Here is a 22,887-nt window from a genome sequence, read left to right as displayed (position 1 = left end):
TTTTATTTGTGTCTATGTTGTGCAATATGTTTTTTGTGATTATATTTGAAACATAATTAAAATACTATGACAAAACGTAGCAGTTCTTATCCAGCATATACTATAAATGAATGCATAATTATGGTAAAACAGATTTATGCTCAATATGGTGATTCTACATATCTTACGAGAGAAGATATTGCAGATATTCTAGGCTTATCAACACCTTCTGTTAATATCAGAGTAAGTTCTTGCGCTCAGTATAACCTTCTTGATGTAAAAGTTAAAGAAGGATATAAACCAACTGAGCTATTCAAAAAAATACATAAACCTTTACATGAAGAAGAAGTAATTGAATCTAAAGCAGAGGCTTTTAGTAGTCCCAAACTTTATAAGAAGCTAATTAGCAAATTTGCTGGTAATCACCTACCGCAGAAAAAGGCTTTAGCAAATTTACTAACCAGAGATTATAGCATAGCCGATAAAGCAGCGGATAAGGCCGCTGATGTTTTCTTGAAGAACATAGATGATTTAAATATACTTGAAAATAATATCTTGAAATTAGAAAATGCATCTGAAAATCGAGAGGAAGAAAGTGATAAGGAATTAATCGATAACACAAATGGATTTGATAATGTAACAAAAACACAAAATGCTCCTAAAGTTGATAAACAAGTGACAAACTCACAACCTCCATCTAATAATGACATTCGAGTTATTCCGATTTATTTAACAAATGATAAATCTGCCACACTTCATATCCCAAAGAATTTGAATGAAAAGGATATTGAAATTATTAAGGCTCAAATGACAGTTATAGAACTTTATGTGAGTCACAACAAAAAATGAGGAGGATAAAAGTTAATTAAAAACTGGTAAAATCCATGGGCATCCAAAACCCATGGATTCAGAATTTTATTAATGGGCTTGGCTTCCAAACCCAGGCCACCTTCTTGCATGGAAGAGGAAATTTTATTTTTTGATTGTCCAAACTGACTAAGGTCCAAACTTGGTCAGAAATCCGAAAATTAAAATTTAGATCCAGTGTCCAAAGCTGGATCATCCTCTTTTTATATAACAAATTTACTTTATATCATTGTATTTTCCAATAGTCGTATCTATCTGCTCGCATAAAGTACAAAATGTTTCTCGTATATATACAGTGCAGGATTGTTGGCTATTAACTATCCACCGAGACAAAAGCTGGTAGACAGCTAAAAAAAATATAAACCTTCATTGTATATATACGATGGGGAGCCACCTTGTAGCCCTTTCTTAAAAGTAGCGGAAAAGGATAGTCGGTGAAAAGAGCGGCTATCCTATACTTGATGGACCGCTCCCGCACGTGCGGGAAGACCCGTACGCTCGGTGATGTGAGAGGAGCACCTCATCAATTTAAAGGTTGGCAAGGCCGTCTACTCATTAGCCACAGTACTTAGATTATTATTTTACATGATGGACTTAAATATAATTTTATTGTCCCATCCTGTGATATTTTTATTGAAATTCCATTACATGATAAAGCACCAGCAGCATTTTCACCTGTACCTTGTACTCCTTTTATTTTAGTTTTACTCAGATCAGCAATACAACCATAATAGCAAATATTACCATTCGAATCAATAATTGTTGCACCATCACTTGATAGAAATCTAATAATTAGATTAGAATAATCACGGTTATCGACATTAATATCATTTCTAAAAAGCCGGTTCTTTGTTTTCAATATGATATTAACGTCCTGCAAGTCTTCGGGAATCCAAATTATCGAACTTATACCATGCTTGGAGCAGTATAGTATATAAAATATGAGGTGATTATATGAGCTTTCATTGAATGATATATTGGATTTAATTAATTTTTCTATATAATTATAATTCCTGTACTTCCATTTGTTTTCTTGATAAATGAATTCTATTCCTTCTGAAGTAATAACTGAAAGTTCTTTTTCACTTTCTATTCTAAGTAGAACGTCACCTCCTTTGAGTGTTTTTGATAATGTTAAGCTGTTGATATAGTTAAATTCTGATTCCTTTTCGGCAGTCAAATTGAATAAATGAGTAATTGTCATGCTTCTATTACAAAGAAAATATGACTGTTTACCATCAACCATAAACCAAAAACGTCTTTCTATAGAATGACCTTCTAATTCTTGTTGTGATATTAGTGCATGAGCTTTTCCAGATCTATTTTGATTATGTTTTTCGCCGAAAGCATGACCTGCCCTTGTTAGGATCATTCCTGTTGAAAAGAATTGTCCTTCAAATGAAGTAGTTCTCAGTTTGTGAAAATAATTAAGCAAATAGATTATACGACTGGGATTGTAATACCCTTTGCTAAAGTAGTTTGCAATTACCTTTTCTATGAGCCCATCATCAAAATATTGAATGGTTTCCCTAAAACCAAATATGTAGGCACGAGATAGATTTTTTGAAATGGCTCCTTCAAGGACATTAAATATCTTTTTGTCAATAGAAACATTCGGCTTTTTAATAGAGAAAGCAATTCTTGCGATTATATCTTTATTATGATAAACTTTGGGAATAATGATTACATTATTTTCATCTAATTGATAAACTCCTCTTTTAGGGTTTTCCTCAATAACAATATTATATTGCTTTTTTAGTTGCTTGATTGGGTACAAATAACATGTAATCTCAGCAGATATAAAATCTTCTAAATGGTTAATTAATATTCCGAGAGCGTCTCTTTTAAAATTTGAAAAGTTTTTTAAGTCCCCTATTTCCATTTTGGTTGTATTGTGCCCAACAATCACTTTCTTCAATACCGGATAGCATTACAAGTTGGCATGCTTTTGAATAATATTATCTAAACTCACCAATTACCAAACCTACCCATTTCCCCACTCCCATAAAATACCCTGTACAGGGTAATTTCACCAATAAAAACCAAAAATAGCCCCGGAATCCGGAGCTTTAGACACTCGTTGGGGGCATTTTAAATCCAGAAAAAGTAAAAGTCTAGAATGGTACTGGAAAGCTAAAGTAAACTCTCGAAAGCATCTGCCGCGAAAAAAACCTAAGAAAACCATATCAATACGACCATCTTGATATTCCGCAGCATGCCCCTTAGGATTATTGGTGGTGCATTCTTGTTGCCAAATATGGTACATTCTTATTTACCGAAATTGGTGTAGTTCTATTTACCGAAAACACCGTCTCAATTAAAGTCTGCGGTTATTGTGTCCGTCAGTTTAAATATGGTTGCGTTTTTGAATTCATAACTCAAATCTTGACTATTATAGTCGGTTCGGTCGGTTGAGTTTTGAATATCCTTTTCAGGTGTTATTTCATAAATAATTGTAACGTTTAAAGTCGAATCAATATAAGTCAATTTGGGAAACTGGTTCAAGCCTATCCGAAAAGATTATTTTAAGAGTTTCAAACGATTTCCATTCCGTTTGCAGTGCCGTTCCTCCTTTGTTCTCAGCAGAAAAGACTATTTTCTTTTTCGAATCGTCTGGATTGTCAGAGCATCCTAGGTCAATTGAAACTAATATTGCTGCATTGGTCACTGCATTTCCACCGTATTCGAAAGTTGTCGCCTGTCTTACGCCTAGATTGTCATATTTTGTATTCAAAATCTCTTTCTCAGGTTCTCCGAACATGTCAAAATTATTTACAAAAATTCCATATGAAACAAATATCCCAATTATCAAAATTGAAATTGTAATCCGTCCGTATTTTAGTATTTGGTTCATTTTATAGCTTTATCCCAACGGTTTGGCTATGAGCAGTAGCGTCCCGCAGGGCGCTATTACTTATAGGCTTTTTTGTAATGCGTTTTTATTTTATTCCTTTCTCAAAGTCAACTTTAATTATTTCAAATATTACTATTGCAATCCAGTTTAGACCATGATTGATAATCGGCTTAAAAAAGTAATCGGGATATAGAATTTCAGTCGAACTAAGATTTTCTTGCCAAGTTCCTTTTGTGAGGTGGAAAAATCGATTTCTTATCAAAATCATAAAATCATAGAATCCGATAAAAGACAACTTTATTTCTTGATTCAAAGTGTGACCTTTGAGTCCTTTTCCAGACATAGGTTTTCCGCTGATTTTATCGATATAAATTTTATAGTAAGCTTCTCTCAGGTCTATCTTATCAATCGTATTAAAATCAATATCAATAGTTGACTTAAAAAAATCTTCTTCTTTAAACGTTTCAGATAAAAACCGTTTAAAAAAAGCTAATTCTCCATCTTGTTCATTGTTAAAGAATGATTGCAGTTGTTTGTATGTTTTATCATAATTTTTATTCTTTGATACATATATTAAGGGAATAGAGTATGAAATCCCCTCAATCACTCTGTAGAGGTAAAAAAATGCCTCCAAGTGATTGTTTTTTTCAACAGCAATGAGACATTTAATGATTTCTGGCTCAATTGAGCCATAGAATTTTGAGTTGAATCGAGAACGCTTAAAGTACTCGTTCAAATCTCTTAATTTAACCTCATCTGGAAAGTTATTTAGCGCCACCGACTGGTTTATCTTGTCGTTAGTTGAGAATGGAAAGTTAGAGTAGTTCACTCTAAACTTATACACCCTATTATCATAGGAGTCTGTGCAATTAATTGTGCCTGAAATTAAACGGAAGATATTTAATATCTTATTGGCACTTTCAATTCTTAAATGCTGATTTTTAGTCGTTGATTTAAAAATTGGGTCTTCATATGTATAGCGATTAATCATTGGTCAACTCGCTGAAATATTCCAATAACTCTAAACTATCCAACTCTCTCAGTTTAGAGTAGTTCTTGAAGTAATCATATGAAAGTTCTCTTCTTAGTTTTCCTAATTTAATTTTTGACGGATTAAAATCTGAAAAGGCCTGGTCGAATGTTTTAATTGAATTCTCAAATTCCTCTACTGACAATTCTTGTATAATTTTAAAAGAAGTCTTCATCCCTACAGCAAATCCGACTAAGTTGTTGGCTTGCTTCAGCCATTTTAAAGAAGTCGGACTTTCTTGAAATCTGGCTATTGCTTTTATTACATTTTCAAATGTAGAATCCCTATCGACTTTTTCAGCAGAAACGATCTTACTGACAATAAGTTCGTCCATCTTGTCTTGTATAATCTTCTTGTTATCAACCATGGGGCTGTCAGCCATGTATGCGAGGTATGCTTGAACCAAGTCTGATTTATTGAATGAATTCATTTTTATTTTAACAGCCCTTTCTTTTTCAGTTTGAACTTCAATCCCTAGCTTTTTAAAATCGAAAGCATTTGCCATCATCACTTCAACTTGATGTCGAGGTGTCATTGGTTTTTGACCGTTATTTAAAGTTATCATTCGATAAAGCAGTTTGTCTACTGAATCACTGAAAACAATGTTTAGATACAATTTTCTCTCTAGATCTATTTCCTTAGAGGCGCTCACTCTCGACAAAGTATTTAACCGTTGAATTCCGTCAAGTACAAATGATTTTTTATGATATTTTTCGAAGTATTCGGTGATTTCATCTTTTTTTGAACCTTTAGAAATTGTCTTATCCACAAAGGCAATGGTCAATGAAGGCATTATACAACCGTCTACAATGTCACGTTCTAGTTTTTCATAGAACTTTTTGTCTTGAAGTTTTCTTTGAAATTCGGTTTTACTAATCAGAGGAACCAGCTTTTCAACTGCTTCTCTATAGGTTATTGAGCCACTAATGACAACAGCGTTAATCACTTCATCAAAATCTATCTCGTATATGTTCATTTCAAGTTTTTTTTAGTGCATTACAACAATTACTTTTCGCAATAGCGAAAAGCATCCCTAAATGGAATGCTATCAACAAGATTGTTGATATTTCCCAATTACCAAACCTACCCATTTCCTCACTCCCAAAATTACCCTGTACAGGGTAATTTTACCTAAAAACTCCAATTTTCTTATTAATTCAACTAATGAATCATTTGAATATAAACCTATATCCAGTATTCATAAATCAAATAAACTTCCTACCCTCCTCACTTGTAAAATACTTTTGTTGAGGACTATTTGGAGTAAAGGGATCTGTCATTACAAGCCACTCTAACTCTAAGGCCAGTCCAATAGACCTTTGAAAATTATTTGTGGTATTTTTTAATCCAAGATTTTCAAGAATTTCACCTTTCGATTTTGGTTTGATACAAAATGCCAAAGTCCTTAATATTCTAAGAACCATTAAATCTGAAAGTCTTTTGTCTAAACCCTCCTCTTTTAATAAATATACTTGTTCTTTTACTTGTTCTATTTTTCTCATGGGAGCAACTTCTTTAATAATTACACTCCCGTATTTATTATTACTATGAGGTAGATTAAACAATTCTTGGTAGTCTAAACCAAATTCCCATAAAAGGTTAAAAATAGTTTCTATTGTTGGGTTAGCCTTACCGCTTTCATATAGGGCATACTGCGATCTGGTAAGATTTTTAGCATCTGAAAAATCATCCTTGGTCTTATAACCTAGCTCCTCCCTAGTCGCTTTAAAAAAATCGCCTAGTTCTTTTTTAAGCTTTTCAAGGTTTCTTTCTTTTTCATTTTCAAGGTTTGGAATGACTTTTTTGGACATCCCCAAATGAATAAACAAAAAAAATTGAGAAAAACCTATTATAATAGGAATTTATATTTTGATAAGTAAAGATACATTAATATATTAGTGGCTGTTAATCTTAATTATAACTGAAAAATTTAACCTCTATGAGTTGAGTTACTTGTTCTAAATAAAGAATAAACAAAAGGTATTTCTAAAGAGTCTCGGCTGCAAATTCTGACACTTTCAACGGACGAGACGATAGGGAAATACCCATAGCTAACTATATTTGTATAGTTATGTTATGGGTTCCTTATCGTAATTCCAATCCGTAGGCCGTCAGAAGCCAGCAGCTTGGTTGTAAGGAGCCCTCCATAACTCCTTTTTAACCTAAAGACTCGTTATACAACTTTTCAAAACCATGGAAACGAGCAAAACCATACAGCTTTATATTCTAGATACCGGAAAGCTTCTTTCCGGAAGAAGCAGATTTGTATTGCCTTTCCTGGCCAGAAAAGCAGTGATCGGGTCTGTAAACAATGACCTTACTGTACTTGGCTTGAGCTTGGCTTGGACACTGACTGCATTTGACAGGCTCTTCCCCCTCAAGCCCAAAAACCCTATTTGAACCTATTTTCCTTCCAGGTGGGCATACGAAACCTCCACAAGCTATAGATACTCTTTTAGGCCCACGTATGAGATACAAGAATCAAGAGACAAGAAACAAGACAGGTATGAGATACTGAAGTCTATATTCTAAATACGAGGCGATAGCACTTAAACCATAATGGATTGACCTGTTGTATGGGTTTGATCCAGTCGGAAGGTACCGGAAGCAACTTTATAAAAGACAATAGACACAAGACAAAAGACTGGTCTGTGAGTCTATTGTACTAGTTGATAGGCGATTTACAGAAGTCTTGGAGTAAGTCGTGAAGCCTGTCCCGAATATCGGGAACATGAGATTTGAGACAGGTTTGAGATGCTGTAGTCTATATTTTAGATAATGGACAATAGCTCTTAGACCATAAAGGATTGGCCTGTTGTAGGGGCATTCCAATGTCTACTCTCCTACCGTGGACCTTCTCGGCTCTCGCATCTCGGCTCTTGTCTCCCCGTAATCGGGGCAGGCTTTGTCTCTCAATCTTAAATCTACAATCAAAATGTATTTGTAAAGACCTTCGATACCGTACCTACGGTATCAAAGGTCCAATCTTCAATCTTCAATCTACCATGGCACTTTACCTCCAAATCCATATTCATGGTATTCCTCCTTAAAGGTCCTATCTAATGATAAAGGCTCCCGGTTTTCACTCCTCATAAGGTGATTTGATTTAAAGACCCAAATGTAGCTAGCGGATTCACAGAAGGTGACGGTACTACCCCGGGAGGGAAGCCCCGCTTCCGGGCCGGATTGGGTGTAGTTGATATCTTCCGGCCTCCCTCTTCTTTCATCTTCTTAATCAGAAATTCCATTTCAGTTTTCCACTGACCCAAGCGCTGTGAACTGTCCCAGGGCCATTTAAGCTATCAGACACCACTCACCGCCTCGGTCCTAAACCTGACAGCATGAAAAAATTTATATACTCATGCTTCCTGGCATTCCTATGCCTGTACCGAAGCAAATATCAAAATATCAGAAATGAAGTTGTGGATCACCCTCAGTGGAGACGGGCAGGAAACACTCCTCCCGCTCCATATCTGGGTTTGCGGAACCTGTGTTCCAACATACTTCATAGATACCTCTACCCCAAAGGCAGCTGCCCTGCATTTGTACGATTACAGGGCTTAAGCTATCTGGGGGCCAATTATCCCAAAACCTTGAATAATTTACTGTGGCTGGCCACTCTGGCAATTACCACTAAAGTTGCCTTGGAAAAGGCCCAGGAGCGGTTCTCTTTAGTTTCTCTTCGTTCTGCCGATATTCAGGTCCATGGTCTTGCTTACAAGAAGCTCTCCCTAAAAGATGGAAGCCGACATGTTTGTGTACCCTCATACATAAAGCCAAAAAAGTTGATCACAGCAGTCTTTCTGTGCAGCATTCATTTGGCATTCGGGCAGGGGCTGCCCCTGAATGACTCCCTTGATGAAACAGCTACGGGAATTATTCCCCTTAAACAGGGAGATGTAATACCCGGACTCAGCTTTGAAAACTCCCTGTTCAATGCCGGAAATGAAATATCATTATCCAAGTATAAGGGCCAGTTGCTGATCCTGGACTTTTGGGCTACCTGGTGCTCTCCCTGTATAGCCGCCTTTCCCAAAAACAACCGGCTCAGCAAAGAACTGGAAAACCTCACCATACTCCCGGTCACCTATCAGTCCAAAGAAGAAGTAGAAAAACTCTTTGGAAGACTCCCAAGGCTGAAGGACATAGAAATGCCCATGCTGTACAAGGACAATACCCTTAGGCATTTGTTCCCCCACCAACAACTTCCACATTATGTCTGGATCAGCCCTAAAGGCGAATTCCTTACCGTGACAGGCAGCGAGGAAATCTCTGAAGAGAAGATTTTGGATTTCCTTAATAAAGGCAGCTTACCCAATCAGAGGGAAGTCGATTTGGTGACTATCCCAGTGGAAACACCCCTGGATCCTGATCAGGCTTTCTACAAATCCCTGATGACAGATTATCAGCCAGGCAGAAAAGGGATCTATAATTTTTTCCCTGAAACAGAAAATGGGGGATCAAGGATTATTGTTTCGAACATGGCTCCATACATGTATTTCCGCATAGCTTTTAAAGATCCTCAGACAAATAGGATTTTACCCAATAGCCAAATAAAAGTGGAGCTTTCCGACCCTGAAGTTTTCACTACTGAAAGCGTAGGTAGTGATGCTGTAAAGTGGGAGATGCAATATGGGAAATGTCTACAAATAGACTTCCCTCCTTATCTAAAGGGAAAAGAGCATGACATCTTCCAACAAGAAGTACTAAAGATGTTTCCATACGCCAAGGCGGTGTATGACAAAGTACCGGGAAAGGTTTACAATCTTTATTTCAAAGGAGATGAACCTTCATTTCTTGGAGATGGTGGAGATTCATTTTCTGAATTTGACTTTACCGGTTTTTCAGTCAAAAATGCCTCTATCGGCCACATTATAGCCCACCTAAGCATTAAATACCTTCAGCACCTGGATGGACCCATCCAAAATAAAACCGGCATCTCCGATTTTGTGACACTTTCAATCATTGCAGATTTGACCAGTCTAGATGCAATCAACGAGGCATTGGCTCCATATGACCTTGAACTGAAGGAAGAAATGGATGAAATCACAATCCTGAGAATAATTGACGCAACCGACACCAACCCATAATCAATATACTATGAAAAAAAAGTTTACCATAATGATCATGCTGCTTTGCCTGATGGGAAGTCAGGCAATAGGCCAACAGCTTTTCCCTATCAGAGGAAAAGTACTGGATATCGCAACAGATGAAGTATTGCCTGGCACCCTGATTAAAGTTTCGGACTCCCAGCAGGCCGTAGTGGCAAATGCTTCAGGGGAGTTTGTCATCAGACTGACAGAAGGGGAGTATGAGTTGTCCTGCTCTTTTATTGGATATGAAACTGAAAAAATAACGGTGAGCGCTCCCGAAGGAGAGCCTCTTTTGATCAAGTTACGAGCTGAGGATCTCTCACTTTCAGAGGTGGAAATAGTATCTACAGGATACCAACAGCTACCAAAGGAAAGGGCAACAGGATCATTTGTCCAAGTGGACAATGAATTGATTTCCAGAAGGATTACCACCAACCTGATTGACAGGCTAGAAGATGTCACTCCGGGATTGAGGTTTAACCGGACCGGAACCGACCCTATAAATATCAGGGGTCGGGGCACCTTGTTTGCCAACAACAGGCCTTTGGTGATTATCGATAACTTTCCTTATGACGGTCCACTTGAAAACATCAATCCCAATGATGTGGAAAGCATTACCGTTCTGAGGGATGCTGCGGCAGCTTCCATATGGGGTGCCAGAGCAGGTAATGGTGTAATTGTGATCAATACCAAGCGTGGAGGATTCAACACTCCGGTCACCGTTTCCATTACCTCAAATATAAGTACCACAGACAGACAGGATGCATTTTACAGGCCTCTGATGGGCACCCAAGACTATATTGGTATTGAGAGGGACCTGTTCAACAGGGGATTCTATGCAGGAACTGAAAACTCCATTGTAAGAGCACCTTTGAGCCCTGTGATAGAAACCCTCATAGATGCCCGTGATGGCAGGATCACTCAACAGCAAGCTGACAATATCATTGAAGGCTTTTCTATGATGGATGTAAGAAATGATATAAATGATTACATCTACAGGCCCAGCACTCTGATCCAACAGGCCGTCAACATTCAGGGAGGTGGGAAAGCCTCAAGATATGGTATTTCCGCAGGTTATGACAGGACAGCAGCTGAGCTGGTAGGAAATGAAGGGGAAAGGTTTACTGTTTCATTTCAGAATGACAACAGGTTTCTGGACGGGAAACTTAACCTCAGTACAGGACTCTATGCGGTCAAGTCTGAAGGCACTAATAACGGTATCAATCCGATCGTTTTATCTATGCAATCCGCTGGAAATGAAAGGCTGTATCCCTACGCCCAGTTGGCTGATCGGGAAGGTAATCCGCTTCCCATAACCCATGAATACAGAAAAGGTTTTGTTTTGGACGCAGAGAACCAGGGTCTGCTGGACTGGCAATACAGGCCTCTGGAAGAAATACAGGCCAGAGATTACCGCACCAGTGCCATTGATCTGAGATTGAATCTGGGTCTGGACTACGATATCCATAAAAACTTCAGGGTAAGTGCTGCCTATCAGTTTTGGCAGAATAAGAGCAGCAGAAACCAGCTCAATCCGGAAAGCACTTATTTTACACGTAACTTGATCAACAGGCTTACTCAGGTGGGCCCTGACGGCTCCCTGAGCTTTCCTATTCCTCATGGTGATATTCTCGATATCAACAACTCCAGTTCATTCAGCCATCAACTGAGGGGAATGTTGAGCTATAACAATACCTGGAAGGACAAGCATGATTTGTCGGTAATAGCCGGAGCAGAAGTCAAGGATCTTCAGGGACTGAACAACAACAATAGGTTCTATGGATTTGATTCTGAAATCGGAAGAACTTCTGCTGTGGATTATACCTCTTTTTTCAGTACATTCCACTTCCCGCTTTCTGTTACCAGAATCCCTTTTATGCAGGGATTTAGCGGAAATGCAGAAAGGTTTACCTCGGTATTTGCCAATGCAGGTTATACTTTCAATAACAAATACCTGCTTTCTTTCAGCGCCAGAAAAGATGCTTCCAATATTTTTGGCGTAGAAACCAACCAAAGAGGGGTTCCGCTTTGGTCAGCAGGTCTGGGTTGGATCATTTCCAACGAGGATTTTTATGGGTTTGATTATCTGCCCCATTTAAAACTGAGGTTTACCCAAGGGTATAACGGTAATGTGGACAGAAGTTTATCTGCATTTACAACAGCAGAAATTTTCGGAAACAGTTTCTTGACCGGAAGGCCTTTTGCCAGAGTTCAAAACCCTCCAAACCCAAACCTTAGATGGGAAAGGATTTCCATATCAAACCTGGCTCTTGACTTTGAAGGAAAGAATGGCAGGGTATATGGCTCCGTGGAATATTTTATCAAAAACGGAACCGACCTTATAGGAGAAGAGCCTTACCCTCCATCAACAGGGATTACCCTTTTTAAAGGGAACATTGCCGAAACCAGGGCTTCAGGAATGGATCTGGTGCTGACTACTGAAAATATCAGGGGGAAATTCAGCTGGAACACAAACTTTTTCTTAAGTACCATCAATGAGAAAGTCACTTCTTACGAATTAAAAGCGACAGCACAACAATACCTGAACTTCTCAGCCGTCGGCACAATGACACTTCCTCTGGAAGGCAATCCGCTTTTTGCAGTGTATGCGCTCCCTTGGGGAGGTCTGAATCCGGATAACGGCAATCCAATGGGAATTCTCGATGGTGAACCAAGCGAAAACTACAATGCTATTTTGTCCTCTGCCAATCCTGAAGATCTTTTGTTCATGGGTTCTTCAAGGCCTACATTTTTTGGAGCAATAAGAAATGATTTCGGATATAAAGGTTTTAACCTTTCTTTTAATATTTCTTACAGCGGAGGTTACTATTTCAGAAGAGAGTCGATTTTGTACGGTACCAACAGGGGGCTAGGAGGACATCTGGATTACATAGACAGGTGGCAACAGCCCGGGGATGAGCTTTCGACCCAAGTGCCTTCAGTCCCAGAAGTGGGAAGTGCCAACAGGGACAACATTTACAGGTTTTCAGAAATTCTGGTTGAAAGAGGGGATAACATCCGCCTAAGAGATATCAGATTGAGCTACAGGATCAATACCGCAAGTAAGAGAAAATTACCTTTCCGCGATGCTGAGATTTTCCTTTATGGTGACAATCTGGGATTGTTATGGAAAGCCACCAGTGACCCATTGGATCCTGACTTCAGAACTACCAGACAACTGAGAAATTTCTCCACAGGCCTGAACATAACACTGTAAAATCTTTCCAAACCAAAATGAAACAGAAATGAAAAATACAATCTACTTACTTTTCCTGATAGGGTTTGTACTTGTTTCCTGTCAGGACTTCCTGTCAGAAAAACCCAGTTTAGGGCTGGTTGTACCTTCCAACCTGAATGATTTTGAGGCAATACTCAACAATGACCACCAGATTTTCAACCATACTCCGGCCATTGGAGAAATTGCATCAGGTGACTATTTCATTCCACTGCAGCACTGGCAGAGTTTAAGGCTTGAATGGGAGAGGCAGGCTTATATCTGGGCAGAAGATGTAAACCAAAACGGGGAACTTCCTGATTGGTCCAGGCCATTTGAACAGGTGTTTTATGCCAATATAGTCCTGGATGGCTTGTCTGATCTGGAAATCTCTTCAAGTGAGCAGGAGCGTGCGGATAAATTGAAAGGCACAGCATTGTTTTTCCGTGCATTTGCCTATCATCAATTGTTGGAGCTGTTTACTCCCTATACAAGGTTTGATGGAGAAGATTCAGATTTTGGTTTGCCATTACGAAGAAGCTCCAATGTTACCCCAAATTCTGATAGAGCGAAAGTTTCAGAAGTTAAAGCATTTATAAAATCAGATCTTTCAAGTGCCGTTGAACTACTTCCTGAAATCGAGCCATTAAAAACTTTGCCTTCAAAACAATCCGCCCGGGCACTCCTCATGCGCGTTCATTTTATGGAAGGAAATTACAATGCCGCATTAGAACTTGGACAGGTAATCCACGCAAATGGTTTATCACTTATTGATTATACCCAGTTGCCTCTTACTACAGCCAACCCATTTGGAATATTCAATGATGAAGTGATATTTCACAGTCAGTTGATGCTTTATGAATTTTACAGCTCTCCATTGACCTTTGTTGACCTTAACCTTCTATCCTTATATGGTGACAATGATACCAGAAAGGAAGTGTTTTTTATAGATCGGGGTAACGGGGGATTGAATTTCAAAGCCTTCCATACCGGGAGGCAATTCTGGTTTGGAGGAATAGGCACCAATGAAGTCCTTCTGATGTATATAGAATGTCTCATACGATCAGGAGACCTGAATACCGCTGAAGAGCTTATGAATTCATTCCTTGAATTGAGGATCAGAGATTTTGATGGAATCAGTTTCACTGGTCAGCAGCAGGCATTGGAATTGGTTTTATCGGAAAGAAGAAAAGAACTGTTGTTCCGTGGATTAAGATGGATGGACTTAAAAAGGCTGAATTATGAGGGGCTTGAAACAACCTTGGTGAGGGATTTTGGTGAAATCACACATACGCTGAGCCCAAATAGCCAGTCCTATGTATTTCAGATTCCACCTCACGAGATCGATAGAAGTGACATGATACAGAATCCAAGATAAGGATGAAAAAAAAGAACCCCGGGTGGACCGGGGTTCTAACTTTACATTGGTGGCTGATAAACACCTGGTTCAATACTTTCTTGAATTAGATTTTCCTCTTTGGGATCATCATTCAAGAAAAGCGCAGTACAGATTTGAGTTGGAGCAGTGTCACAACTATAACCTGGCTGAACCGGAGTGCCGCCCACAATTTGACCTGACCCATCAAGAATCGGAGCGAATCTGACGGTTGATGAGTCCATAGGTTGGGTAAATGCGAAAGCAAATACCACTGCTACTGCGAAAACGCTCGCCCGTAGCAGATTTTTTACTAACTTTGACATAATTAATTTTATTAAAGTTAATGAATGCCGGCTGTTTCGATCTGATGTCATGCCTAACGATCTTCTGAGAGGAATGGCCGGTTTTACTTACCCCTGCTGGTGAAAGCCTGTCACCTGGTGAACTTACTTTCTGTGTTATTTTTTCCTTTCTTTTTCTATGAAAAGCGTAACTTAAACCTGCTCATACAAGATGTATTTCAGCCAAGGAATTGTTTTGAAATCTGTATTTTGTGTCCATATTTCATTTTGTTAAAATAAATTTAACAATATTAAAATTAATCCAATGTCCAAAAATGTACATTTTACTGTTTTCCAGAAAAAAAGTCCCATTTAGAACCTTTTTTATATCAGTTAATACTAATTAATGTTTTTCACTTGGAAATAACAATTTTTATACATGTGTTTGAATCTGTGGTCATCACTTTATCAAGTCTTTAGATTGTAATACTAAACAAAGGACTTTGACACTCTATTCAAAAAAAATTCGTCCAACCCAGACGCTAAGGCTTTCAATACGGAAAATTTGTGGCCCAACCCAGATTTTCAGCTTTACTTTAACCTTAATTTTGCTATAAAAATTGGTAATAATAGTTTCTCGCGGCGGTCGGGACGGTAACGCAGCGCTCGCGGGCGAGGAAAAATGGTTCACGCGGAGGCGCTAAGGCGCTAAGGGCCGCAAAGAAATCAGATGTCTCACTGCATTACCATTGACATAAATCGGGGCGGCTCGTCACCCTGAGTGAAACGAAAGCCTGCCCCGATTTTTTCGGGGGGTCTTTTGGACTTGAGCGCAGGAGATTCTTCGCTCGTTCCTCACTACCAATGACAGATATGGAGGGATCGTCATTCTGAACGTAGTGAAGAATCTCTTACCATGTGGGAGATGCCCCGCAATGCTGCGGGACAGGCTTTCATCTCCGCAAGCTCCGATTACCATTGACAGATTAAAGGGACCGTCATTCTGAATGTAGTGAAGGATCTCTTACCATGTGGGAGATGCCCCGCAATGCTGCGGGACAGGCTTTCGACTCCGCAAGCTCCGCTCAGCATGACGCGTAATTTTGTCATTTCCTTTCTGTAAATGTCAATTTTAATGACTCAGCATGACGTAGGTGGCCGGTTGAAGATCTTTATAGGTTTTCAGGCCAATCGGGTATAATCCCGTGGGACTATTCATTCAAAATCTTTGCGTCCTTGCGGGAAAAAATTGGTTCATGCCAATACGCTAGGCTTAATAAGGGTTGGAGTTTGAATTAGGCTTCGTAAATCGTACTTCGTACTTCGTAAATCCCTCCCTCTCTCCCGATACATAACAAACAAAGCTTTCACTTTTTCTTACCCATTCTCAGCAGTATCACTATTCCTTTACCAATCCAAATGCATCTCTACAGCATTTTTTATTGATTATTATAATGCTCTTAGATTGCTTTTAAAATCAACTACATATACAATTGATATTTCGGAATTTATCCTTATCTTCATAGTTCACTTTAAGCAAACACTGATATGGGAAGAGTAAGAGGCACACTTGCATCAGCCATTGAAGGCAGGGTTGGCAACCTGATTTTTTATAAAGTGGACGGAGTGACCTATGTCCGCTCCGCACCGGGCAAACAGTCCAAAGCCAAAAAGCGGAAAGTCAGCCCCCTGAAAAAAATGTCTCAGGACAAAATGGGCCTGACCCAGCAATACCTCAAAGGCCTGACCAAGGTCATCGCATTTGGGTACCAGGAATTCGCCGAAGGAGCCAAAAGGCCCTACCATGCCTGTGTATCCTACACCAAAACCCATTGCTTCAGTTATGAAGGTGAAGGCTATTTCATAGATCCAGCCTTGGTCAAAATGAGCAGGGGTTCACTCATGCCGGCCATTGAGCCCAAAGCAGAAAGAACATCCGAGGGTATTTTGATATCCTGGGAGGATAATTCCTGGCAATCCAGCGCCAAACCATCAGACAGGTCTTTTCTGGTACTTCATCATCCCGGCACTAAGCAAGTGGTCTGGGATTTCCAGGGAAGCATTCGCTCAGCCAAACAGCACCTTATCCCACTTTCCGAACAGGCGCATGCCAAGTCCTGGCATGTCTATCTGGCATTCAGCCAGGAAAAGTATAAAGGAAAAGTAATACTGTCCGATTCGGTGTATTTGGGGGAGGTTTAAAATCCACTTATCTATCCCATAAAATCATTTTATAATTAAACCTTTAATTACCGACAACTTCCATGTTCTCCTTCCAGTTTATATCCATAATATGGTAAAATTCTACTTTTAAGTCCTGCAATTAAATAGTGGTTATCCTGTTCTCCTGAACCCGTGCAGGCACCAATTGCGATTGAATGTTAATTACTACTGATGGAAAAGCTGCTTCTTTTGGAGTAGCTTTTTTTTTGAGGGTGGGGGTTCATGCGGAGGGGAGAGAGCGTTCGCGCCAAGACGCAAAGGCGCGAAGTAGCGCAGAGACAATAAAGGCAGGATCGGAGTTACAAACTCCTTTACCAGCAGTCCGAAGGCACAGCCTCCGGACAACAAGGTATGGAGGGATCGTCATTCTGAAGAATCTCCAACTTTTAAAGAGAGGATATCTCCCGCAATCCTGCGGGACAGGCTTTCATCTCCGTAAGCTCCGATTACCATTGACATAAATCGGAGCGGCACGTCATCCTGAGTGAAAAGAAAGCCTGCCCCGATTTTTTCGGGGGGTCTTTTGGACTTGAGTGCAGGAGATTCTTCGTTCGTTCCTCTCTACCATTGACAGAAACGTACGTCACTCTGACGAAGGAAGAGTCTCCCAAAATAGAGGAGATCTCCCGCAATGCTGCGGGACAGGCTTTCATCTCCGCAAGCTCCGATACCAATGACAGATATGGAGGGATCGTCATTCTGAACGTAGTGAAGAATCTCTTACCATGTGGGAGATGCTTCGACTCCGCAAGCTCCGCTCAGCATGACGCGTAATTTTGTCATTTGATTATCTGTAAATGTCAATTTTAATAACTCAGAATGACGGGTCTGCAGATGTCATTTCCTTTCTGTAAATGTCAATTTTAATGACTCAGCATTACGTAGGTGGCCGATTGAAGACCTTTATAGGTTTTCAGGCTAATCGGGTATAATCCCGTGGGACTATTCATTCAAAATCTTTGCGTCCTTGCGGGAAAAAAGTGGTTCACGCCAAGACGCAAAGGCGCTAGACATAAGGTTGGAGTATGGAAAAGGCCTCTCCTTGTCACCCCGACGAAGGAGGGGTCTATTTATCACAATTAAACATAGATTTTTCACTTCGTTCAAAATGACAAGGTGAAGCCTTCTTGGTGCCTTGGTGTCTTCGTGGCATTAAAAGTTCACGCGGAGGGGAAAGAGGTACCAAGTACAAAGTACGATGAACCAAGAAAATAATAGTTTCTCGCGGCGCTCGCGACGGTAACGCAGTGCTCACAACGAAGTAAAAATGGTTCACGCGGAGGCGCTAAGGGTCGCGGAGGAAATAGATGTCTCATTGCATTCGACATGACAAGGTGAAGCCTTCTTGTTGTCTTAGTGCCTTGGTGGCATTAAAGGTTCACGCGAAGACACAAAGGCGCTAAGGGCCGCAAAGAAATCAGATGTCTCATTGCATTCGACATGACAAGGTAAAGCCTTCTTGGTGCCTTGGTGTCTTCGTGGCATTAAAAGTTCACGCGGAGGCGCTAAGGCGCTAGACATAAGGTTGGAGTATGAATTAGGCCTCGTAAATCGTAAATCGTACTTCGTAAATTGAAATCAGAGGCAGGGCCGTGGCAGTGGATCCATCTCCCAATAACCCTACCTTTCTACCCATTCCCTAAAGTCAGAAGTATTTCCCTGACTACTTATCAACTTTTTCTCAGAGCCTACCACCTGTATCGCAAGACTGTTTTTTCCGTATCGCTCCATGCGCAGAATCGCAGCCTTGGAGACCAGTTCTGAGCGGTTGAGGCGGAAAAAAACATCAGGATCCAAATCGGCTGCAAGGTCCTTCAAGCTGCCAAGTCCCAAAAGATGGCTTTTCCCTTCCCGGTCAATGGCTTTCACAATTCCCCCTTCTGCCAGAAAGTAAGAGATAGATTCCACAGGAAGAAAATAACTGTCCCTAGCGGTATGTACCACTATCCTGCTTCTGTAAGCCGGTTTTTCCGAATTGGATACAGGTCCCTTATGCAACAGCATGAATTTTTTCCAGGCCTTTTGGAAGCGCTCAAAGGTAAAGGGCTTCAAAAGGTAGTCTATGCCATAACTCTCAAAAGCCTGCATCATATGTGCTTCGTAGGCAGTAGTGAAAATTACAGGGGACTTTAAGGCTATCTCCTCATAAATCTCAAAGGCGTTTCCGTCCTGCAAGGCAATATCAGACAAGATCAGATCTGCTTTGCCTCCCTTTTCAAAAAAGACTATGGCTTCCTCCACGGTAGCACATTCTGCAAGCACCCGGGTACTCTCATCCAATTGGTCCAGGTAGCGCTTCAATTTCCTTCGCGCCGGCAACTCGTCTTCAATGATCAAAATCTCAATGTCCATCTTTGAATATTAAAGGTAAGCTAACTTCAAATGTACCTGCACTCTGCTGTATGACTACAGTTGACTTACCCAACAATTCAAACTGTGTCTTTAAATTCTGCAAAGCCCTACCACCACCATTCTTGCCCTGCTTCTTGGGTTTTAGGGTATTGGTCATAATTAGGGAATTTTCTTCTATTCTCAAGCTGATCTCCACAGGGGCCTGAGCTGTGCCCAGGTTGTGTTCGATGGCATTTTCCAAAAGCAACTGAATGCTCAGGGCAGGCAATAGGGCATTTTCAGGAGTATTCCCTTTGATCGAGAAAAGATAAGCTTCCCCATATTTATGTTGCATCAGACTAAAGTATCGATTGGCAAAAGCAAGTTCATCCCTGAGCTCCACCAGAGGCTTGTCCGAAGACAGCAATACGTACCGGTAAATATCCGAAAAATCGTGCAAAAAGGCCGAAGCCTGAACTTGATCCTCCTCGATCAGCTGGTCAAGCACATTCAGGTTGTTGAATAGAAAGTGTGGGTCAAGCTGTGCTTTGAGCTGGCTCAATTGGCTTTGCATCTGGCTTTTCTCCAGTTTGGCCAATTTGGTCTTGTCTTCCTGATTTTTCTGAAAATAGTAATGCGCCAAAAAGAAGCCCCCGTACACAAATACATCCATGGTATATTTGATGTTGGAGCTGGTTAAGGGTCCGGCCTTGAAATTCCGCTCCACTGTGCCAAATGCCAGCGCCACCAGGTAAGAAAGCAGGTTATTGACCAATACATAGATGACAAGGGAGATCAAGAATACGGAAACCGCCCTGGATAGGGAGGTTTTGCTGTCAAAGCGATGAATGACAAAGCCGATGATCACAAATAAAATCAGGGCATTGATCAGCTGACCAATGGCCGCTTCTGGAGTAAAAAGAAACCATTTGACCTCACGCAAAAACAAGTACCTGATCTGAACAGACTCCAGATAGGCGAAGACAATGATAAATGCCAAAAAGTATTTGTTGAGGTAAAGCGACGCAAAAAACTTTTTCATAGCAGGAATTGAATGTGTAAAAATAGCCCATTCCTGGAAATGGGCTAAAAGTAGGGCAATTAGTTTTCCTCTGTCGGAGGAAAGGAGTACAGAACCTCACCTGTTTCGCTGAAAAAGTCCAGCTTGGCCTGATTCTCCTGATCTACATAAAACATGGCTCTTGGCATTCCCTGATCATCAAAAAGGAACAAGCCATTGTTTTGACTGCCTGACTTGCCCAGCATCACCCTGGGGGCTCCTCCTATCAGTCCTTCTTCTTGATATTCCATCATTTTGGCACGGGCGGCAGAAGGATCGGTTTTTCTCAACTCCTGTATTTCGGCCATGATTTCCATAGTTCTAAGCTGGGATTCCTTTTCCGGTCTATCCATAAATACCAAGCTACTGCTCACCCTTCTACGATCCCCTTGCTTGGAATCAGTTGTCAGCAATTGCATCACCTGATCCCCATCAAATTGGTCAAAAGTCAGAGAAAGACCTGAGCTGTGCCCGTTTTCCGTCAAGGCACCATCATATATAAAGCCTCCACATTCAATCCCTTCTTCATTGAAGAAAATCATACCGGAGCGCTTTTTTCTTTCCGCGTTGGTAGGTCTGTCATTGATCTGCGTATCGCCTGTAGGAAATTTGTCCACATTGGTGATGATCATTTTGACCGTACCGTCGGCTTCTACGATATTGATGCGCTGCACATCGATCTCTTCGAAATGGTGGTTGCCGTTGTTCTTGAATGCCAGGGTAGCGAGTAAAACCAGCCCTAGGGCCATTGCGGTCGAAAAACTTCTGAGTACTACTAATTCTCTGTTCATAATTTTTGCCTTTTTGTTTTTAATTCTTGGATAAAATTATGCCTGATGTTTTCCATCTCCTCCAGGATTCCAATGAGTCAGGGAAAAAAGCAAATGAATGCAGCAAATAGCCGAATAAGCAAGGAAGTGTTGGTAAGGGAAAAGGACTCATTGGCTTGAGATGTGAGAAAGGTACCAAGTACAAAGTACGATGAACCAAGATGGGTTGGAGTATGGTCAAAGCCTCGTAAATCTTTTAAGACTTAAGACGCAAGACAAAAGACACAAGATGGGTTGGAGTATGGAAAAGGCCTCTCCTTGTCACCCCGAGAAATTAACATTTAGGGGAATGTTAAAATCTCAGGATGACGTACACCAACTGTCATTCCCTTTCTGTAAATGCAAAATTTTAAAATCTCAGAATGACGGGTCTGCAGATGTCATTTCCTTTCTGTAAATGTCAATTTTAATGACTCAGCATTACGTAGGTGGCCGATTGAAGACCTTTATAGGTTTTCAGGCTAATCGGGTATAATCCCGTGGGACTATTCATTCAAAATCTTTGCGTCCTTGCGGGAAAAAAGTGGTTCACGCCAAGACGCAAAGGCGCTAGACATAAGGTTGGAGTATGGTCAAAGCCTCGTAAATCTTTTAAGACATAAGACGCTAGACAAAAGACATAAGATGGGTTGGAGTATGGTCAAGGCTTCATCTTGTCACCCCGACGAAGGAGGGGTCTGTTTATTACAGGCAAAAATGGATTTTTCACTTCGTTCAAAATGACAAGGATAAGTCATCTTGGTGTCTTAGTGCCTTAGTGGCAATAAAGGTTCACGCCAAGACGCAAAGGCGCTAGACATAAGGTTGGAGTATGGTCAAAGCCTCGTAATTCGTAAATCGTACTTCGTACATCGTTAATAACAGACTTGAGATATGAGAAAGGTACTAAGTACCAAGTACGAAGAACCAAGATGGGTTGGAGTATGGAAAAGGCTTCTCCTTGTCACCCCGACGAAGGAGGGGTCTGTTTATTACAGGCAAAAATGGATTTTTCACTTCGTTCAAAATGACAAGGCGAAGCCTTCTTGGTGTCTTAGTGCCTTAGTGGCAATAAAGGTTCACGGGAAGACGCTAAGGCGCTAGACATAAGGTTAGAGTATGGTCAAAGCCTCGTAAATCTTTTAAGACATAAGACGCTAGACAAAAGACATAAGATGGGTTTGAGTATGGAAAAGGCCTCTCCTTGTCACCCCGAGAAATTAACATTTAGGGGAATGTTCAGAAAGGCTAATGACAAAATTACGCGTCACCCTGAGTGAAACGAAAGCCTGCCCCGATTTTTTCGGGGGGTCTTTTGGACTTGAGTGCAGGAGATTCTTCGCTCGTTCCTCACTACCAATGACAGATATGGAGGGATCGTCATTCTGAACGTAGTGAAGAATCTCTTACCATGTGGGAGATGCCCCGCAATGCTGCGGGACAGGCTTTCGACTCCGCAAGCTCCGCTCAGCATGACGCGTAATTTTGTCATTTGATTATCTGTAAATGTCAATTTTAATAACTCAGAATGACGGGTCTGCAGATGTCATTTCCTTTCTGTAAATGTCAATTTTAATGACTCAGCATGACGTAGGTGGCCGGTTGAAGATCTTTATAGGTTTTCAGGCCAATCGGGTATAATCCCGTGGGACTATTCATTCAAAATCTTTGCGTCCTTGCGGGAAAAAAGTGGTTCACGCCAAGACGCAAAGGCGCTAGACATAAGGTTGGAGTATGGTCAAAGCCTCGTCAATCGTAAATCGTATTT

General features: G+C 40.6%; 15 protein-coding genes. 6 read left to right on the top strand and 9 right to left on the bottom strand.

What is annotated here, in order from left to right:
• The first annotated feature begins 66 nt into the window (after positions 1-66).
• Positions 67-828 (top strand): hypothetical protein, encoded by a 762-nt coding sequence (locus tag EGN73_RS06650; RefSeq protein WP_219287766.1) that lies wholly within the window; start codon positions 67-69, stop codon positions 826-828.
• Between the two features lie 586 nt (positions 829-1,414).
• Here EGN73_RS06650 and EGN73_RS06645 read toward each other — a convergent pair.
• The 5 genes from EGN73_RS06645 to EGN73_RS06625 all read right to left on the bottom strand — a co-directional run bounded on the left by EGN73_RS06645 (position 1,415) and on the right by EGN73_RS06625 (position 6,541).
• Positions 1,415-2,764, bottom strand: coding sequence for a hypothetical protein (locus EGN73_RS06645; RefSeq protein WP_219287765.1), 1,350 nt, complete (start codon positions 2,762-2,764; stop codon positions 1,415-1,417).
• Between the two features lie 555 nt (positions 2,765-3,319).
• Entirely contained in the window at positions 3,320-3,700 is a 381-nt protein-coding gene (locus EGN73_RS06640; protein ID WP_219287764.1) for a hypothetical protein, read from the bottom strand.
• A gap of 85 nt (positions 3,701-3,785) precedes the next feature.
• Positions 3,786-4,691 carry a hypothetical protein gene (locus EGN73_RS06635; protein WP_219287763.1) on the bottom strand — a complete coding sequence of 302 codons (906 nt, stop codon included), beginning with the start codon at positions 4,689-4,691 and terminating at the stop codon, positions 3,786-3,788.
• Positions 4,684-5,706: a hypothetical protein gene (locus EGN73_RS06630; RefSeq protein ID WP_219287762.1), complete on the bottom strand. Its 1,023-nt coding sequence runs from the start codon at positions 5,704-5,706 to the stop codon at positions 4,684-4,686. Before EGN73_RS06630 ends, EGN73_RS06635 begins: the two co-directional genes overlap by 8 nt.
• Before the next feature lie 229 nt (positions 5,707-5,935).
• Positions 5,936-6,541 carry a helix-turn-helix transcriptional regulator gene (locus tag EGN73_RS06625; RefSeq protein WP_219287761.1) on the bottom strand — a complete coding sequence of 202 codons (606 nt, stop codon included), beginning with the start codon at positions 6,539-6,541 and terminating at the stop codon, positions 5,936-5,938.
• Positions 6,542-6,923: 382 nt separating this feature from the next.
• On the opposite strand from EGN73_RS06625, the gene EGN73_RS06620 reads away from it, so the two are divergent.
• The 4 genes from EGN73_RS06620 (at position 6,924) to EGN73_RS06605 (ending at position 14,415) form a co-directional block, all read left to right on the top strand.
• Positions 6,924-7,130, top strand: a complete 207-nt coding sequence (locus EGN73_RS06620; RefSeq protein WP_219287760.1) for a hypothetical protein — start codon at positions 6,924-6,926, stop codon at positions 7,128-7,130.
• 941 nt (positions 7,131-8,071) lie between these two features.
• The gene (locus EGN73_RS06615; protein WP_219287759.1) at positions 8,072-9,820 is read left to right on the top strand and encodes a TlpA family protein disulfide reductase; all 1,749 of its coding nucleotides are present in this window, start codon (positions 8,072-8,074) and stop codon (positions 9,818-9,820) included.
• A gap of 10 nt (positions 9,821-9,830) precedes the next feature.
• Positions 9,831-13,040 (top strand): SusC/RagA family TonB-linked outer membrane protein, encoded by a 3,210-nt coding sequence (locus tag EGN73_RS06610; protein ID WP_219287758.1) that lies wholly within the window; start codon positions 9,831-9,833, stop codon positions 13,038-13,040.
• 28 nt (positions 13,041-13,068) lie between these two features.
• Entirely contained in the window at positions 13,069-14,415 is a 1,347-nt protein-coding gene (locus EGN73_RS06605; protein ID WP_219287757.1) for a RagB/SusD family nutrient uptake outer membrane protein, read from the top strand.
• 41 nt (positions 14,416-14,456) lie between these two features.
• On the opposite strand, the gene EGN73_RS06600 is transcribed toward EGN73_RS06605, so the two are convergent.
• A complete protein-coding gene (locus tag EGN73_RS06600) occupies positions 14,457-14,738 on the bottom strand; it encodes a DUF6520 family protein (RefSeq protein WP_219287756.1) in 282 nt (93 codons plus the stop codon).
• Between the two features lie 1,506 nt (positions 14,739-16,244).
• Between EGN73_RS06600 and EGN73_RS06595 the strand changes: the two genes are divergently transcribed.
• The gene (locus EGN73_RS06595) at positions 16,245-16,898 is read left to right on the top strand and encodes a DUF6266 family protein (RefSeq protein WP_219287755.1); all 654 of its coding nucleotides are present in this window, start codon (positions 16,245-16,247) and stop codon (positions 16,896-16,898) included.
• 1,641 nt (positions 16,899-18,539) lie between these two features.
• On the opposite strand, the gene EGN73_RS06590 is transcribed toward EGN73_RS06595, so the two are convergent.
• Genes EGN73_RS06590 through EGN73_RS06580 form a run of 3 tightly spaced genes read right to left on the bottom strand, consistent with a single transcriptional unit; the run spans position 18,540 to position 21,101 of the window.
• Positions 18,540-19,271 carry a LytR/AlgR family response regulator transcription factor gene (locus tag EGN73_RS06590; RefSeq protein WP_219287754.1) on the bottom strand — a complete coding sequence of 244 codons (732 nt, stop codon included), beginning with the start codon at positions 19,269-19,271 and terminating at the stop codon, positions 18,540-18,542.
• A complete protein-coding gene (locus EGN73_RS06585) occupies positions 19,261-20,292 on the bottom strand; it encodes a sensor histidine kinase (protein ID WP_219287753.1) in 1,032 nt (343 codons plus the stop codon). The genes EGN73_RS06590 and EGN73_RS06585 overlap by 11 nt, the downstream gene beginning before the upstream one ends.
• Before the next feature lie 59 nt (positions 20,293-20,351).
• Positions 20,352-21,101 (bottom strand): hypothetical protein, encoded by a 750-nt coding sequence (locus tag EGN73_RS06580; RefSeq protein ID WP_219287752.1) that lies wholly within the window; start codon positions 21,099-21,101, stop codon positions 20,352-20,354.
• Positions 21,102-22,887: the final 1,786 nt, after the last annotated feature.

Origin of the sequence: Arthrospiribacter ruber (genome assembly GCF_019343195.1) — a bacterium.
Lineage (GTDB): Bacteria > Bacteroidota > Bacteroidia > Cytophagales > Cyclobacteriaceae > Arthrospiribacter > Arthrospiribacter ruber.
This window is presented reverse-complemented; position numbering and strand designations above follow the sequence as displayed.

Coding starts and splice junctions, on each gene's coding strand:
- EGN73_RS06650 (WP_219287766.1), top strand. CDS start 67: ATGACAAAACGTAGCAGTTCTTATCCAGCATATACTATAAATGAATGC.
- EGN73_RS06640 (WP_219287764.1), bottom strand. CDS start 3,700: ATGAACCAAATACTAAAATACGGACGGATTACAATTTCAATTTTGATA.
- EGN73_RS06635 (WP_219287763.1), bottom strand. CDS start 4,691: ATGATTAATCGCTATACATATGAAGACCCAATTTTTAAATCAACGACT.
- EGN73_RS06630 (WP_219287762.1), bottom strand. CDS start 5,706: ATGAACATATACGAGATAGATTTTGATGAAGTGATTAACGCTGTTGTC.
- EGN73_RS06625 (WP_219287761.1), bottom strand. CDS start 6,541: ATGTCCAAAAAAGTCATTCCAAACCTTGAAAATGAAAAAGAAAGAAAC.
- EGN73_RS06620 (WP_219287760.1), top strand. CDS start 6,924: ATGGAAACGAGCAAAACCATACAGCTTTATATTCTAGATACCGGAAAG.
- EGN73_RS06615 (WP_219287759.1), top strand. CDS start 8,072: ATGAAAAAATTTATATACTCATGCTTCCTGGCATTCCTATGCCTGTAC.
- EGN73_RS06610 (WP_219287758.1), top strand. CDS start 9,831: ATGAAAAAAAAGTTTACCATAATGATCATGCTGCTTTGCCTGATGGGA.
- EGN73_RS06605 (WP_219287757.1), top strand. CDS start 13,069: ATGAAAAATACAATCTACTTACTTTTCCTGATAGGGTTTGTACTTGTT.
- EGN73_RS06600 (WP_219287756.1), bottom strand. CDS start 14,738: ATGTCAAAGTTAGTAAAAAATCTGCTACGGGCGAGCGTTTTCGCAGTA.
- EGN73_RS06595 (WP_219287755.1), top strand. CDS start 16,245: ATGGGAAGAGTAAGAGGCACACTTGCATCAGCCATTGAAGGCAGGGTT.
- EGN73_RS06590 (WP_219287754.1), bottom strand. CDS start 19,271: ATGGACATTGAGATTTTGATCATTGAAGACGAGTTGCCGGCGCGAAGG.
- EGN73_RS06585 (WP_219287753.1), bottom strand. CDS start 20,292: ATGAAAAAGTTTTTTGCGTCGCTTTACCTCAACAAATACTTTTTGGCA.
- EGN73_RS06580 (WP_219287752.1), bottom strand. CDS start 21,101: ATGAACAGAGAATTAGTAGTACTCAGAAGTTTTTCGACCGCAATGGCC.